The sequence below is a fragment of the Nitrospira sp. genome (assembly GCA_005116745.1).
GTDB lineage: Bacteria > Nitrospirota > Nitrospiria > Nitrospirales > Nitrospiraceae > Nitrospira_D.
The window spans coordinates 108,632-123,008 of the sequence record SWDS01000009.1; the positions used below are offsets into that span (position 1 = coordinate 108,632).

Annotated in this window: 12 protein-coding genes; 4 read left to right on the top strand and 8 right to left on the bottom strand. The window is 57.2% G+C overall.

Annotated elements, in window-relative coordinates:
- Window positions 1-16: 16 nt before the first annotated feature.
- From E8D52_13670 to E8D52_13680, 3 genes are all read right to left on the bottom strand, one after another.
- Window positions 17-859: a HEAT repeat domain-containing protein gene (locus tag E8D52_13670; protein ID TKB66737.1), complete on the bottom strand. Its 843-nt coding sequence runs from the start codon at window positions 857-859 to the stop codon at window positions 17-19.
- Window positions 777-1,877: a HEAT repeat domain-containing protein gene (locus tag E8D52_13675; GenBank protein TKB66738.1), complete on the bottom strand. Its 1,101-nt coding sequence runs from the start codon at window positions 1,875-1,877 to the stop codon at window positions 777-779. The genes E8D52_13670 and E8D52_13675 overlap by 83 nt, the downstream gene beginning before the upstream one ends.
- A gap of 210 nt (window positions 1,878-2,087) precedes the next feature.
- Entirely contained in the window at window positions 2,088-3,182 is a 1,095-nt protein-coding gene (locus E8D52_13680) for a HEAT repeat domain-containing protein (GenBank protein ID TKB66739.1), read from the bottom strand.
- Window positions 3,183-3,324: 142 nt separating this feature from the next.
- On the opposite strand from E8D52_13680, the gene E8D52_13685 reads away from it, so the two are divergent.
- A complete protein-coding gene (locus E8D52_13685; GenBank protein ID TKB66740.1) occupies window positions 3,325-4,560 on the top strand; it encodes a hypothetical protein in 1,236 nt (411 codons plus the stop codon).
- Between the two features lie 33 nt (window positions 4,561-4,593).
- On the opposite strand, the gene E8D52_13690 is transcribed toward E8D52_13685, so the two are convergent.
- The 3 genes from E8D52_13690 to E8D52_13700 all read right to left on the bottom strand — a co-directional run bounded on the left by E8D52_13690 (window position 4,594) and on the right by E8D52_13700 (window position 7,438).
- Entirely contained in the window at window positions 4,594-5,949 is a 1,356-nt protein-coding gene (locus tag E8D52_13690; protein TKB66741.1) for a HEAT repeat domain-containing protein, read from the bottom strand.
- The gene (locus E8D52_13695; GenBank protein TKB66742.1) at window positions 5,942-6,340 is read right to left on the bottom strand and encodes a hypothetical protein; all 399 of its coding nucleotides are present in this window, start codon (window positions 6,338-6,340) and stop codon (window positions 5,942-5,944) included. The genes E8D52_13690 and E8D52_13695 overlap by 8 nt, the downstream gene beginning before the upstream one ends.
- A 78-nt stretch (window positions 6,341-6,418) precedes the next feature.
- Entirely contained in the window at window positions 6,419-7,438 is a 1,020-nt protein-coding gene (locus E8D52_13700; GenBank protein TKB66743.1) for a hypothetical protein, read from the bottom strand.
- 375 nt (window positions 7,439-7,813) lie between these two features.
- Between E8D52_13700 and E8D52_13705 the strand changes: the two genes are divergently transcribed.
- The 3 genes from E8D52_13705 (at window position 7,814) to E8D52_13715 (ending at window position 10,638) form a co-directional block, all read left to right on the top strand.
- A complete protein-coding gene (locus tag E8D52_13705) occupies window positions 7,814-8,845 on the top strand; it encodes a hypothetical protein (GenBank protein TKB66744.1) in 1,032 nt (343 codons plus the stop codon).
- 11 nt (window positions 8,846-8,856) lie between these two features.
- Entirely contained in the window at window positions 8,857-9,306 is a 450-nt protein-coding gene (locus E8D52_13710) for a hypothetical protein (GenBank protein ID TKB66745.1), read from the top strand.
- 63 nt (window positions 9,307-9,369) lie between these two features.
- Window positions 9,370-10,638 (top strand): hypothetical protein, encoded by a 1,269-nt coding sequence (locus tag E8D52_13715; GenBank protein ID TKB66746.1) that lies wholly within the window; start codon window positions 9,370-9,372, stop codon window positions 10,636-10,638.
- Here the strand turns inward: E8D52_13715 and lon are convergent.
- Together lon and E8D52_13725 are read right to left on the bottom strand one after the other, a co-directional pair.
- Window positions 10,635-13,037: an endopeptidase La gene (gene lon, locus E8D52_13720; GenBank protein ID TKB66747.1), complete on the bottom strand. Its 2,403-nt coding sequence runs from the start codon at window positions 13,035-13,037 to the stop codon at window positions 10,635-10,637. The two genes, E8D52_13715 and lon, sit on opposite strands and share 4 nt — an antisense overlap.
- A 127-nt stretch (window positions 13,038-13,164) precedes the next feature.
- The gene (locus tag E8D52_13725) at window positions 13,165-14,340 is read right to left on the bottom strand and encodes a class I SAM-dependent RNA methyltransferase (GenBank protein ID TKB66748.1); all 1,176 of its coding nucleotides are present in this window, start codon (window positions 14,338-14,340) and stop codon (window positions 13,165-13,167) included.
- Window positions 14,341-14,377 lie beyond the last annotated feature (37 nt).

The window sequence follows — 14,377 nt, forward strand, 5'->3', positions numbered from 1 at the left end:
TATATTATGATGTGAGTTATTGCGGTTCAGGTGTCCAGCCGAGACTGGCCAGCACTGCCTCGACAGTTTCCTGGACCATCGTGTTCTCGTCTTGAAGCAGCGCCAGCAGGGGCTGAACGGATTCTGTTGCGCCAAGCCGCGCGAGTGATTCGGCGGCGTTGCGTCTGACCAACCAGTCTTCATCTTTCAGTGACTCGATCAACGGGGTGACGGCTCGGCGATCACCGATCTTGCCCAATGCCTCGGCCGCATGACGCCGAACCATCCAGTTGGAACCTAAGAGTCCATCGATCAAGGCCTCCACCGCCCGCACGTCGCCGATCTTCTTCAACACCCGAGCTGCATCTTCGCGTAGGGTGTTGTCCATGAGTGCATCGATCAACCCAGGCACCGCTTGTGAATCGCCGATCCGCTCCAGCGCCCACACCGCTGCCGTTCTGACGGCGCCGTCACGGTCATGAATCGCCTTGACCAGAGGCTCAGTGGCACGTCGGTCCCGCAATTTCCCTAGCACCGAGGCCGCCTGTTCTCTGATCGCCCAAGAATCATCTTGCAGGGCTTCGATCATGGGTTCGACCACGGAGGGCCCCATCCGAACGACCGCGCTGGCCGCAGCCTCTCGAATCACCACATCTTCATCGGCCATGAGGCCAATCAACCGAGGAAGCGCCTCGGGACCAGTCTGGCCGAGGCTCGCGATCGCATGGTCGCGTAAGGCCTCGTTCTCGTCGTGCAATGCGTGAATGAGTTGATCGATTTGATCAGATGCACCGTGTTCAGTCATGCTCAGTATCCTCTTCGGGGGGCTGGCTTTCTGTGGCCATGATGGCGTCAAGTTTATCGGCGATGAGACCTGCATTATAGGCTACGAGGCCGTCACGATCTGTGCGGAGCCGGTCAAAGAGGTCCTTGTATGGATGCAAGACTCCGACATCCTTGATCTTGGCCAAAGCCTCCATGGCAAACACCCGTAGCGGACGGATAGGGATAGCGTCAAGATAGAGTCGAGTCGGCCGAGCATCGCCGATCAGCCCAAGGGATTTGATCGCCAACTCTTTGACCCCGGTATCCTTGTCCTGTTCCAGCCGCTTCATCAACGGTTCGACGGCTCGCACATCTCCGATTTTTCCCAATAAGTCGGCTGCGGCTTCGCGCACGAGCCAATCGTCGTCTTCGAGATATTCAATCAGGATTTCTACGCTCGGTCGTCCAATTCTGAGTAGGTCGATGACCGCCGTCATACGAGCTTCTTCGCGCTCGCTGGCTCCTTCGACTTCACGCAAGGCCTCGAATGTGTCGTCGATTCGTTCCCGGATCGCGCCCAGTTTCTTCAACGTGCCAACGGCGATATCTCGAACCGCCGGCTGGCCCATGGCATCGATGAATGCATCAAGGGAACGGGGATCCAATAATTGATCGAGCATCAGTGCTGCTGCAATTTGTGCATCCTGATCAGGATGTTTCAGCATGTCGCAGAGGGGCAAGACGGATGTGGGAATCGCCCCGATCAGGTGGCTCAGGACCTGTCTGGTCACGGGTTCCTGAGTCGTGGGAAGCAAGGCAACTAGCACCCGAGCTGTGTCCGTATCGAGCACCCCTGCCATCTGTTCAAGGGCTGCCGCACCGGCTTTCCGAACGACCTCCTCATCATGTTCGAGTAGTCCAACGAGGGCCACTCCGGCTTGCGGGTCTTTGATACGGGCCAGCATCGCGGCGGCTTCTTTTTTCAATTCGGTGGGCCCTGACCCTAGGGCGTCGATGAGTGCCTGTACTGAACGAGGACCGCCCGCCACACAGGCGGCCGTCGCTCGCATACGGCGCCAATCCTCTTCATGGATCAGTTCAGATACCAGTGTTTCAATCGTTTCTTTAGGCATGGGTACTTTGTCGGCTGTTGAAAAAGTCCGTCAGTATCATTCTCGCATCTCTCAGAGGCTCAACATACGAACAGCGTATGCTTTGCCGCTTCGCTTGCTGGGGCTTTGCTGAACGGGCCTTTTTGAACATCCTACGGGATATTCGGCTCCTAATCCGAGATTATTCGGCAGCGCCTAGGCAGCGGTACCAAAATGGTTTTCAACATCCTACTAAATTCTGCCCGGTCTCCAGCCGATTAAGGCCAAGGTTTCCTTCACGTGATAGCGCATGTTGTCATCCGTCGGTTCGACCAGCAACGGGAGGAGCAAGGGGATCGCCTTCGACCGGTATTGAGCCAAGGCTGCTGCGGCTTCCGCTCTCGTGAAGGTCGAGTGAAGCGCCGCCACCAACGTCGGCAGTGCCGATTCATCGCCGACCATCCCCAAGGCACGGACGGCTGCGGCTTGTGCCATACGATCTTCTGTCCATTGATCGCCGCAGCCCGAGACCGCCCGCATGTGGTCTGGTGGGGTCACGCCTTGTGCTGCTGCAAGCAACATCGGTACGGCTCGACGATCTCCGATGCGGCCCAGTGCGTCAATGGCCAAGATGCGCAGCCCTGGCTCTTTCATGACGGTCAGCAAGTACTCGACAGCTTGAGGATCTCCGATGTCTCCTAACGCTCGAATGGCATCTTCACGGACCGCGGAATCATGATCATTGAACAATAGGGACAGCAACGGTTCAACTGCGAGTGACGATTTTGTTTTTCCCAGTGCCTCCACGGCATGTAGCCGGACGAGCCAATCTGCGTGTGTCGTCGCGTCCCGCAAGGCGGGGAGTGCCGGCTCACCGATTGCCGCCAATGCCGTCGAAGTTTCTTCTCGCACCGCTTTGACCTTATCTTGGAGCAGAGGAATCAAATGCGGCACCGAGGCCTGATCGTTGATCCGTCCCAACGCTCGAGCGGCCTGCATCCGAACGATCCAATCGGAGTTCTTAAGCGACGCAATGAGTGGAGCCAGCACCCGACTATCGGCAATGGAGGCCAACACTGTCGAAGCCGCTTCCTGTACTGCCGGCTGAGGGTCGGAGAGACAGAGTCCCAGTACGGGAACCGATGGTTCTCCGATTGCTGTCAGGGCTCCGATCGCCGCCTCGCGGACCGCACGGTCGGAATCTCGAAGCAAAGAGACCAACGGACCCACAGCCCGTGGGTCACGCATCGTGCCGAGCAACATCGCGGCTTCTTCACGGATGGCCCAATCATCATCAGTGAGCGCGGCGATCTGTTCAGCGACTGTGTCACCCATCTGGAGCCTCATGTAGCCAAGCTGTTGACCCTAACATACTGATTTTCAGGGGGTCAATGAAGGTATCCCACGTCGGTTTCCCCTAGAAACCTGGTGTGAAAAAGCACAGTATAGTGCTTCGACAGTTTTGTATTCTAACAGCTGGAGGCTATGTATGGCGCGTCGTGTACGTTCGTTGTGGAGTTGGAGTGTCCTACTTGTGACGCTTGCCTGGACGGTGTCTCCCGCACAGGGGTATGAGGTGTGGGTGACGGATCAATCCGATACAGGGAAAGAGAGCGGAGGGTTGCTCCATATCTACGACGGAGCCCAACTGGCTGTTGCGCCTGCTTCTGCCAAACCAATGCAGACGATCGACTTCGCCGGAGAGCTCGGGAAGTTTTGCGAAGACGCCACGAAGAAGGCCGTTCGCCGACCCCATATGTTATTTTTCAACGCCGCACAGGACCATGTCATCATTTCGTTTTTGAGCGGGCAGGTTCTCTTTCTGGATGCAGCGACAAAGAAGCCGGAGGCGTGCCTCTCCATGGGGAAGAACGCGCACGCGGCCTGGCCGACGCCCAATCAAAAAATGGCGATCACCGCCAACATCGCTGAAAAGAAATTCATCCGTATCTGGACGGATTATGCCAAACATACCTACACCTTCGACCCTGACAAGGATATCCTGAATCTGGCTGCGTTCGAAGGCGGAGAACGTCCAGATACGTCGCCGATTTGTCCGATCACGGAATCGTCAAGCCACTATGCCTTCGTGACGCTCCGGGGCGGCGGGCTTTTAGTCGTTGATGTCACAGCCATGCCGCTGAAAGTCGTGGCGACGTTGGATAACAACCAGATTCACCCAGCGGGCTGCGGCGGAATCGAGGTGGGAGGCACGATGTACATCAACTCCGGTGGTGGGTGGCCGATTGCCCCCCTGTCGTACGATGTCTATGCACTCGATATCACGAAACTGCCTCAGGCCATTTCAGCCAAACTCGTGTCTCAGCGCGATGACAAATATGCCGACTCACACGGTATGGCGGGCCTTGGACGCTATGTGTGGAATGCGGATCGAGCAGGGAACAATATCGAAATTCTCGATACCCTGAGCAATCTCAGCGTGGGGTCGGTCGATCTGCCCACAAGTGCCAATGCCGATCCAGCTCCGGACTTGATGGACGTGGCGCCGGATGGCCAACACGTCTTCGTCAGTCTCCGTGGGCCGAGCCCTCTGACCGGCAACGACAAGGATGCCCATAATGCCATGGGGACGATTCCGGGCGTCGGCGTGATTCATGTCGATCAAGATGGAAAGGTCGGTCATTACAAAGGGCAGGCGACGCTCACGAATATGAAGGATGGGAAGGAGGCCGGGGATATTCACGGCATCGCAGTGAGAAAGTAGATGCGGCGTGGATTTTCTGGAGACAGATGAGAACTAGGCCATGTCGCCCGACGGGCCGAAGCGACCTGTTTGCCCTAGCGGCCGATCGACACGCAGATTGTCGGCCTGACTTGAGCTGATCTCCACCACTTCATCAGAAGGTGTCCATCCAAGCTGGTCCAACGTATCGAGCGCAATCTGTTTCAAGGCGTCTTTTGCTGTTAGCCGAACGGACGCGTACGAAAGCACGCGCTCTTTTTCAGCTTCGACTTCAGACGCTTTGGGATCATAGAGGAAGGCAATCAACGGTTCGATGGCCGCATCCCCGATCACCGCCAGAGCCGCCGCAGCTTTTTCACGCAAGACCCCGTCTTTCAGTAACATGATCAAATCTGGAATCACACGAGGATTGCGAAACTGCCCAAGGGCCGTGGCGGCGGCTTCCTTGATGAACGCATCTTCGCTGACGATGCACCCGGGTGTCGGCGTGCCCTCTTGTTTGATGCCTTTGCCCTTCAAGGCGTCCAATACGGCTGGGAGGGCGCGCGCATCGCCGATCATGCCGAGTGAAGCAATAGCATGGCGCTTCACCGCTCCATCCTTCATGGCTTCAACCAGTGCATCGATCGCCTTGGGATCACCGATCATGCCGAGCGCGATGGTCGCGTCTTCGCGAACGGCTCGGTCAGGGTCCTTCAAGGCGGCGATCAAGGCGTCCACGACCTTTGCGTCCTGTACCCAGGACCTGCCGATTTGATAGTCGGTGGTCATCCCGCCCAACGCCCGAGCTGCGTGACATCGAACGACAAAGTCTTTGTCCGTGAGACTGTCGAGCAACGGATCGACTGAGGGATACCCGATGTAGACCAACGCCGTTCCGGCCGTCTCACGCACGATCTTCGAAGAATCCCGAAACAGCTTGATCAGAGCTGGAATGGCTTTCGCGTCGGCGATTTTGCCCAAGGCTTCCGCCGCTGCGCTCTTGACGGCCCCGTCTCGGTCGCGACAGGCACCGATCAACGCGTCGACTATTCCTGAGTCCTTGATCTTGCCCGCCGCCTTGGCGGCATGTTCTCGTACGCGCCATCGTTCGTCTTTCATGGCCGTCACCAGGCGATCGAGTACGATCGGGCCTATCTTTGCCGTGGCCTCGACGGCCTGATCGCGCACTTCCATGATGGGATCGTTGAACAGGCCGACCAGCGCTTCGACAGCCTTCGGCCCGCCGATTTTCGCGATGCCGCAGCCTGCATGAGCCCGCACGGACCAGAAGTCATCGTTGCAGGCGTTGATCAGCGCATCCAGGGTCGTTGGATCACCCAGGCCAGCCAGCGTCTGTGCCGCCTCCTCTCGGGTGGCGTCATCCACATCTTCAAGCGCTTCTAACAGATCGTCGAGTACGTTAGCCATCGTTCGGTTTCTGCTCGTAATAGGCGTCGCGTTGTCCGCTATACGGGTACATGCGCTTGCACACCACCATCAACGCCTGTGTCCCGCGGCCTTCGACACATTGATCCAAGGACTTTGAAAAATCGAGAGTGCCGTTAAGATTCACCGTAAAGGGAAAATCGAACGTGAAGCTGATGAACTTGTATGTGCCAGGCTTCAGCCGCAGTTCCCGACGCTCCGATGTCTTGGGCGCATCGAGTGACTCGGGGTCTGAATTCCAGATCGAGGGCGTAACGCCTGGTATTTGCCACCAGGAAGCGGGGACCAGCTTCGTCGCATCGATGGTAATCCCATGTTCCTTGAGATGCGCGGCCTGTGGGTCTCTCGCGAATCCCTCCTGAGGGCTAGCCATAGTCGGCAGGCTGGCCAGCAGGCAACCCACTATCAGGAGAGACCAGCGTCGCATGAGGGTAGCGTAGCACATGGTGGACTAGTGTTTCTTGCGGGGCCGTGCGGTTGGGGTGGCCGCGGCAGTTTCGAAGATGTCTTTCACGGCCTGGCTCTCCCATTCCGTGTGAGTCTCCAGCTTCAGGATTTTCATCACGGTGGCTCCGGTATCCATGATTGACACAGGCTGACGAATAAGTTGGCTCTGTTTGATTCCGGTTCCCGAGACGATCCACGGAACGACTGGCGACTCAGTCGTTGGGGCCTCGGCGCCGGGGTCGATCCCCTTTCCACTGAGAGCGGTGACGATGACGGCGGTGCGGCCTGAGAGCGAGTACTCCTGGAAAAGGTTCAGGACAGACTTCATTGCGCCATCGACCGTTCGTAACGCCTCCCGATATTCCGTAGAGTCCCATCCATGGGTCACTCCGGCCCTCCCTGCTTCCGGAAGGTGAACCACCAGCAAATGAGGCAAGGAGGGAATCGCATGCCCATAGCCGTGCCCGCTGGTCGCCTTTTGAAGATACTGCTGGATGTAGGTGACGAGTTTCTTGGAGCCGCACTCAGGGCGCAATGCTCCGCAGAGTTGATAGTCGGTGTAGGGCTCCGGCTTGGCGAGTTGATACAGGGACTCATCCATATAAAAGATGGCACTGTCGCGGCCTCCGCTTAAATCCAGGTAGTCAAATAGGCTGGGGTGGCGCGGGTAGCCTCGGCTGAATTCGAAGAAATTCCAGGTAATCCCATGTTTTTCCACCGGCATGCCGGTTACCAGCGATGCCATGGTGGGTAATCGTAGCGCCGGCTTCACCCCGCTCGCGGACCAGGTCACCGACCCTTCCTTGACGAGCTTGCTCACGACTGGCATCGCGCCGCCCTTGAGCGACTCTTGTCCGAATCCCTCCAGGACAAACAGGATGACATGTTCAGTCCCAGAAACGGAGGAAGCGGTGTCCTTCCCAAGCGGGGCAGCTGCCTCCACAGGCGCTTGGACCGTGGTTTCAAGTAAGATAATCAGGAGGCCGACAAGGATCAAGCGAAGGTATCGTGAGGGAGGTCTCATATCTCAGTATCACCCGCATGTATCCTAACAGGATGCTGAAAAAGTCCGCCAGCGGCGTTCTCGCCTCGCTCAGAGGCTCAGCGTACCGAAGCGTACGCTGAGCCTCTTCGCTCGCTGCGGCCTTGCTGGACAGCCTTTTTGAGCATCCTGAAGTAATTCTGGTGTCAGCACCAAACGGAAAATTCTGGCCGTATTTGGCACCGACCAAATTTTTCCGCAGCCTGCTACAAGTAAGAGCGGTACCCTAACATGCAAATTTTCCGGAAGGCAAGGTGAGGGAGGCACCTGGCGATTGCTGGCGAAACCACCTTTCGGCTGCTATGCTGAAACCGCTCACCGTTTCCATCTGTGCGCAGGGGCAAGAAAGGGGAGGCGATGTCCGGTCAGGTTTTCCATCAACAGCCTCTTCCCATCTACCTGCTGTCGTATCAATCGTATCGACCCATTGTTTTGTTTCTCGCGCTCGCGGTGTTCATCACTGCTGCCCCCGCGCTCGCTGACATCAGGGTCGTCAATGCGCAGGGTGAGCACCGAATGGGAGATCGCGATACCCGTGAGGACGCCATTCGGATCGCCACTGAGGCGGCCAAGCGAAACGCGCTCGAACAAGTCGCGACCTATCTTGAAAGCGTCACAGTCGTGAGCGATATGGATGTGACGAAAGATGAGATCCGCACCTACACGGCTGGATTGGTGATTGTGCTCAACCAACAGATCTCCACGACATTAGACGGAGATGTCGTGGTCATACAAGCTGATCTTTTGGCGCAGATGGATACAGATGAGGTGGCACGAGCGATCGTCGCCCTTCGGGAGAACGAAGACGCTCGTGCGCAGCTGGTTGCGCTGAAACAAGAGAACGAACAGCTGCAAGAAGAACTCAGATCGGTCAATCAGTCCATCGGGAATGCAGCCACGCCGGATCAAGTCCAACAGGCCGCACAAAGGCGGAAGGACATAATCAATCGTGTGCAGTCAAACGCGATGGTGTCGCAGGCCTGGACGAAGTGGGTCCTTGTTTCGCCGGTCGGCATTCCTCACGATCTGCTGAATAGTGCCAGCGGTTTCTCTCCGGCCAATCCACACGTCGCCATTGCGCAGCAGATCATCACCAGCCGGCAACCACTGGGCGTGAGACAGCCGCCTATACCTAGAGCTATGCAGCCTCGCATGCCGAGCCATGAGCTCGTGCCACCTCCTGGTGGATCACCGGGGGTTCGACCATTCAATGAGATCATTCATCGGACACCGTCTGGATTGACTCCAGGGGATCGTCAATCAATGGGCTCACCGGGCCAAGGGGTTGGCGGAGCGAGGCGAGTGCCTCAGGCTCTACCGGGATTGCAGCAACCAGGTCCGCCTCCTCGGGGAGCTTCGTCCTTCGGGACACCAGGCGGAAACCGCTAGAGAGGGAAGAGTTGAAGAAGAACGTAGGAATCGTGGCTGTTGCAGTGGGTCTCTGGCTTGGCTTGGGAGGCGTGTTCATCGCGACCTCAGGAGCCGAAGTGAGCTACTCGTCAGATCAGTACTGGATTGGCAAGGGCCAGGGCGATCTCACCAAAGGCAAGCTTGTCTGTCAGCGCGTATCGGAGCTCTCAGCGCGTACGGATTTGGCCAAGCAGATCCGGGTGTTGGTGAAGGAACACATGATCGATCGTGTCCGTGAACGATCAGGGCGCGAGAGCGAGCAGGATATCGAGCTGACTCGTGAGGAAATCGTGCAGGAATATTTGCAAGATGTGAAAATCGTCGACCGTCGGATCGATGAAGAGAATAAGGTTTGTACAGCGACCGCCGTGATGCTGAAAAGCAAAAACCAGTCGAAGCCTTCAACGGATCAAGAGCAAAATCCCACCAACCTGCATTAACTATCTCAGAGCCCTTGTGGGCTGGTTGCAGTCCGTCACCTCCATCGGGTATGTAACGCTCCTATGCCGATCGAGAATAACTTTCAGCATGACGAGCTGTCGCGGAAGAGTCCCGGTGAGCGATTGACTGTCGCTGACCTGGCTGATGTCGTTCCTCCGGACTCGCCAGGCTGGACTGAGGCTATGGCCACCTGTGGGGCACGCCTGTCTCAGGCCGGTGTCGCAGCCATTGTCTTTCTCCATGGCTCGATCCACGGTACCGATGTGTTTGGTATGCAGCGGTTGGATGAGGTCGGTGGGCTGAAACGAGGCTATTCACGAGGGGTGTCGGGGGTCGATGCCTTGCTGGCTGCCATGCGAGAGGAAAGCAACGGGATTCCGTTGCTGCCGGGTGGGCTCAGGGCGCCGCTCCTAGACAATGACGCGACGAAGACGCTTCTTGATGAACAGATCGGTGACGCGGGTAATTTCACCGAGGCCTATGTTCAATCATTCAGGAAGGCCATCAACACTAATCTGGCTCAACCCATCTCCTGTATCAGGCTGCTGTGGTCATCAGAACACCACCATCTAGGCCGGGCACTTGCCGCAGTATCTCTGCTCGACGAACTGCACAAGCTTTGTAGAAGTCAGAACTTGGGAATGGGACACCGCATTTTGGTGCAAGCACATGGGCAAGCTGGGTTAGCCCTGGCGCTGGTGTCGAATTTGCTTTGTCCGAGCCCCATCACCGGGCGACCCAAGCTGCTTAGCATTCTGGGCGACTATGCAGAGCAGACAAACCAGCTAGAGGTCGCCGCGACTGTGAGGCAACTGGAATCTCTGCTCGCGACAGCGTCACTCCTGAACGGAGTTGTGCTCGACATTGTGACATTTGGCATGCCGGTTCGGTATGGATGGGACCCTTCCGGTATCGGGAAGCTGTTGCACATTGTGAATCACCGGAACTTGCGGACGGATGGAAAGAGCTGGTTAGCCAAGATGGAGCTCCCTCAAATTACGATGGAGATGCCAGTGGCCTGGGGTGGAGACTACATTCAGGAATTAGCGGTTGCAGGCAGCGATACCGTGCCTGCAACGGAATTAGGGAAAGCGGCAAACAAACGAGTCTGGGAGATGGTCGAGCCGTACGATGGATTCGAGCGATGGCTAGAATGTGCCAGACGAGCTGTGCGGTTCCCGAGCGAAGGACGCTGTCTCCTTGTCGATTACAAGGACAGTACGGGCTCCACGAACCCACGCGACCACTACTATGGCCACGCGGTGTACACCCGCCGTCACGCCCTGCTCTTCAATACGGCGCAGATCGTTCGGGCCTTCTGCGAAGGCTAGGCGTCCCCTGCGGGGCTGGAAGCCACCACAGGCTCGCTGCCGTTACCGGCAGAGATATCGTGTGGGTCCAGATTAAAAGCGGCCGGTAGCACCTCTTCAATCCGTTCCGCCAAGATGAAGGTCAGTTCGTCGCGCACTTCCTGCGGAATCTCTTTGAGGTCTTTCTCATTGGCCTTCGGCAGAATGATGCGCTTGATCCCCGCACGGTGTGCCGCCAGCACTTTGTCTTTGATGCCGCCCACCGGCAAGACAAGCCCACTCAAGCTGATTTCCCCTGTCATGGCTGTGTCGATTCGTACGGCTTTCCCCTCGTAGGCGGAAGCCAGGGCAGTCGCCATCGTGATGCCTGCCGATGGACCGTCCTTTGGAATGGCGCCGGAAGGCACATGGATGTGGAGCCCGTTTCGTTTGAAACGGGAGATGTCCAACCCCATGCTCTCCGCATGTGACCATAGATAGCTTCTGGCGGCACGCGCAGACTCCTGCATGACGTCGCCTAACTGGCCAGTCAGGATCAACTCGTGGCTGCCAGGGAGTAAGGTGGTTTCAATGTAGAGCACATCGCCACCGGCCGGGGTCCAGGCGAGGCCAGTGGCGACACCTGGAGGCAGACTCTTCCGAGCCTCTTCCGGCATAAACCGTTCGGAGCCCAGCCACTCACCGAGGATATCCGGCTGAATATCGACGGGCCGCCGCTCCTGCCCTTCCGGAAGATCAGCGAATGCGAGGGCCACTTTTCTCGTCAACCGTCCCAGCATCTGTTCGAGTTGGCGCACGCCGGCTTCCCGCGTGTACCGAGCAATGACAAGATTCAGCACCTCATCCGTCAACAGGGCTTTGGTGTTCTCAATCCCTGCTTCCTTGAGTCGTCGTGGCCAGAGATAGCGCCGAGCGATTTCAGCTTTCTCTCGCTCGCTATAGCCTTGCAGTCGAATCACTTCCATCCGATCCAACAGGGGCTGGCTGATGGTATCGAGGGTATTGGCCGTGGTGACAAAGAAGACCTTGGACAAATCGAACGGGAGGTCCAAATAATGATCACGGAAGGTGTGATTCTGTGCTGGATCCAGAATTTCTAACAGGGCCGAAGCCGGATCGCCTCGAAAATCACGCCCCATCTTGTCCACTTCATCGAGCATCAAGACCGGATTGTTGACTCCCGCCCGGCGGATGGCCTGGATGATGCGGCCTGGGAGCGAGCCGACGTAGGTGCGGCGATGGCCGCGCAGTTCAGCTTCGTCATGGACGCCGCCTAAGCTGAATCGCTCGAAGGTCCGGCCCATCGCCCGTGCGATCGACTGGCCCAAGCTTGTTTTGCCAACGCCGGGAGGGCCAACGAGGCAGAGAATCGGGGCTTTGGCAGTTGGATTGAGCTTCAAGACCGCCAAGTGTTCGACGATCCGTTCTTTCACTTCCTTGATCCCATAATGATCTTCTTCCAATACCTGACGAACCGTTGACAGATCGAGATGTTCTTCGGAGGCCTTCTTCCAGGGAAGTTCGAGGACCAACTCAAGGTAGGTCCGAAGCACCTGATGGTCGGGTGACGTCGGCGGGACCTTGCCCAATTTGGTGGCCTCGCGCTCGACTTCCTTGCGAATATCCTCGGGTAAGTCAGCTTCGGCAATTTGCTTCTTCAACCGGGCGATCTCGTTCTCTTCGTTCTCGCCTTCGCCCAGCTCTTGCTGGATGGCTTTCAGTTGTTCGCGCAAGATGTACTCGCGTTGACTCTTGCCGATTTTTGTCTGTGCATCCTGGGTGATCTTTTCTCGCAACTGGAGTATTTGAATCTCCTTAGACAGCGCGCTGTAGAGGCTGCGCAGAAGGTCCAACGTCGAAGAACTTTCGAGCAAGCGCTGTTCTTCCACCGAACTGAGATTGACGAGTGAGGCAATGCGATAGGCTAGTGCGACAGAATCGTCTTCATTGCTTAGTATCGCACCGACTTCTTGAATGCCTGGAGCTTGAATCAACCGAGGCAGGTCGGACACCAGTTCTTGAATGGCCCGGTGAAGGGCTTTGACTTCCGCCCCATCGTCCGTAGGACGTCCAAGAGAACGGACGCGCACTGTGGAGTAGGGGGTGGACTGTTCTTCCTTGATGAGGACGACACGATCCAATCCCTGCACCAGCGCGTGGATCGCTCCCTCGGATGACTGGCCGATTTGCTTGACGATCGCTTTCGTGCCGATAGAATACAGATCGGCCAAGACGGGCGCTTCAGTCTGAGGATCTCGTTGCGCGACCACGACGATCATTTTCTCTTCGGTCTTCATGGCGGCGTTGACCGCCGCGACAGACCGCTCCCGCCCGACCGTCAGCGGTAGCATCACGCCTGGGAATAACACTGTTCGTTTAACGGGAAGTATCGGCAATGTCGATAAGACAATATTTTCCATGACGGCCATCCTTAGCTCAGGGTTCAAGACAGTATAACAGCCTGATAGGTTCCCGCGCCCGGAAGTCAAGGGGAAAGGATTGAGAGTGAGTGGCAACTCATGAACGTGAAGGAGGATGGCACATGAATCAAGCCTGGTTTAGCTTCGTAAGGCGTCGCCTCGCTCCGCCTTGAACGATCACAAACTCATACAGCCGACACTCCAATGCCCCGTTGAAGATGGGAATGCGTTTGGATGGTGTCAGCCCAATCAGCTTCGACAGTTGGGCATCGCCAGTCAACACATAGGCACGCCATCCGGCGAAGCGTTGCTTCAGCCAATCGCCCAGCTTGGGGTAAAATGATTCCAGTTCGTCTGCCCGGCTGAGGCGGACTCCATAAGGTGGATTGATGATCATCACGCCTGTGTCTGTCGGCGCTTCCAGATCTAGAATATCGCTTTGCTTCAACCGGACGTCACCCGTTACCCCAGCGCCTTGAAACATCCGCTGCGCAACCTTCACCATCGCCGGATCCCGGTCGGACGCATAAATGGTGGACGGCACCTGAGCCACGTGTTTGGCTTGCGCCGATTCTCGAAGGTGGTTCCACAATGGTGCGTCGTGAAGGAGTAATCGTTCAAAACCAAAGTTGCGTGAGATGCCCGGCGCGATCTGGCGAGCCATGAGGGCAGCTTCGAGAGGGATTGTTCCGCTCCCACACATGGGATCGAGCAGCACATCGTTCGCAGTCCAGCCGGCGAGCTGGAGAATTCCCGCCGCCAGGTTTTCTCTGAGGGGTGCTTCGATCGAGCCCACCCGATAGCCACGTTTGAACAGCGGCTCTCCGGAGGTATCCACATAAAACGTGACGGTGTTCTGGTCCAGAAAGGCGTCGAGCTTGATGTCCGGCCGTTCCGTATCGACGTTGGGGCGCCCCTGTTTGGCCTTGGCAAACTTATCGCAGACGGCATCTTTGATACGGAGAGTCAGGAAGTCCAGGCTGGGGAGAGGACATCGATGGGCGCTCACCTTCACCTTGATCGTCTGAGCTGGCGTGAACCAGTCAGGCCAGGCGAGCGTATAGGCGGCGTGGTAGACATCGCGTTCTGTTTTGTAGGGACTCTGGCCCACTTCCCACAGGACACGGCTGGCGATGTGCGTGTTGAGGTTGACCCTATACATGGTCGACCAGGACGCGTTGAAACCAACGCCCCCTTCTGTCTTGGTCGTTGTGGGCACGCTAAGGCGATGGAGCTCTCCCTCGAGCACGCCTTCAAGCCCGCGAGGACAAGGTGCAAAGAAGCGATGGTTTGTGCTATCCATTTTGCTTGCCGGGGATTGCTGATTCAGAGGCCACCTG

Excerpts from the sequence above, each read along its gene's own strand:
- E8D52_13700 (TKB66743.1), bottom strand. The coding sequence starts at position 7,438 with ATGAGACCTCCCTCACGATACCTTCGCTTGATCCTTGTCGGCCTCCTG.
- E8D52_13690 (TKB66741.1), bottom strand. The coding sequence starts at position 5,949 with ATGGCTAACGTACTCGACGATCTGTTAGAAGCGCTTGAAGATGTGGAT.
- E8D52_13685 (TKB66740.1), top strand. The coding sequence starts at position 3,325 with ATGGCGCGTCGTGTACGTTCGTTGTGGAGTTGGAGTGTCCTACTTGTG.
- E8D52_13725 (TKB66748.1), bottom strand. The coding sequence starts at position 14,340 with ATGGATAGCACAAACCATCGCTTCTTTGCACCTTGTCCTCGCGGGCTT.
- E8D52_13695 (TKB66742.1), bottom strand. The coding sequence starts at position 6,340 with ATGGCTAGCCCTCAGGAGGGATTCGCGAGAGACCCACAGGCCGCGCAT.
- E8D52_13715 (TKB66746.1), top strand. The coding sequence starts at position 9,370 with ATGCCGATCGAGAATAACTTTCAGCATGACGAGCTGTCGCGGAAGAGT.
- E8D52_13705 (TKB66744.1), top strand. The coding sequence starts at position 7,814 with ATGTCCGGTCAGGTTTTCCATCAACAGCCTCTTCCCATCTACCTGCTG.
- lon (TKB66747.1), bottom strand. The coding sequence starts at position 13,037 with ATGGAAAATATTGTCTTATCGACATTGCCGATACTTCCCGTTAAACGA.
- E8D52_13680 (TKB66739.1), bottom strand. The coding sequence starts at position 3,182 with ATGAGGCTCCAGATGGGTGACACAGTCGCTGAACAGATCGCCGCGCTC.
- E8D52_13675 (TKB66738.1), bottom strand. The coding sequence starts at position 1,877 with ATGCCTAAAGAAACGATTGAAACACTGGTATCTGAACTGATCCATGAA.
- E8D52_13670 (TKB66737.1), bottom strand. The coding sequence starts at position 859 with ATGCAGGTCTCATCGCCGATAAACTTGACGCCATCATGGCCACAGAAA.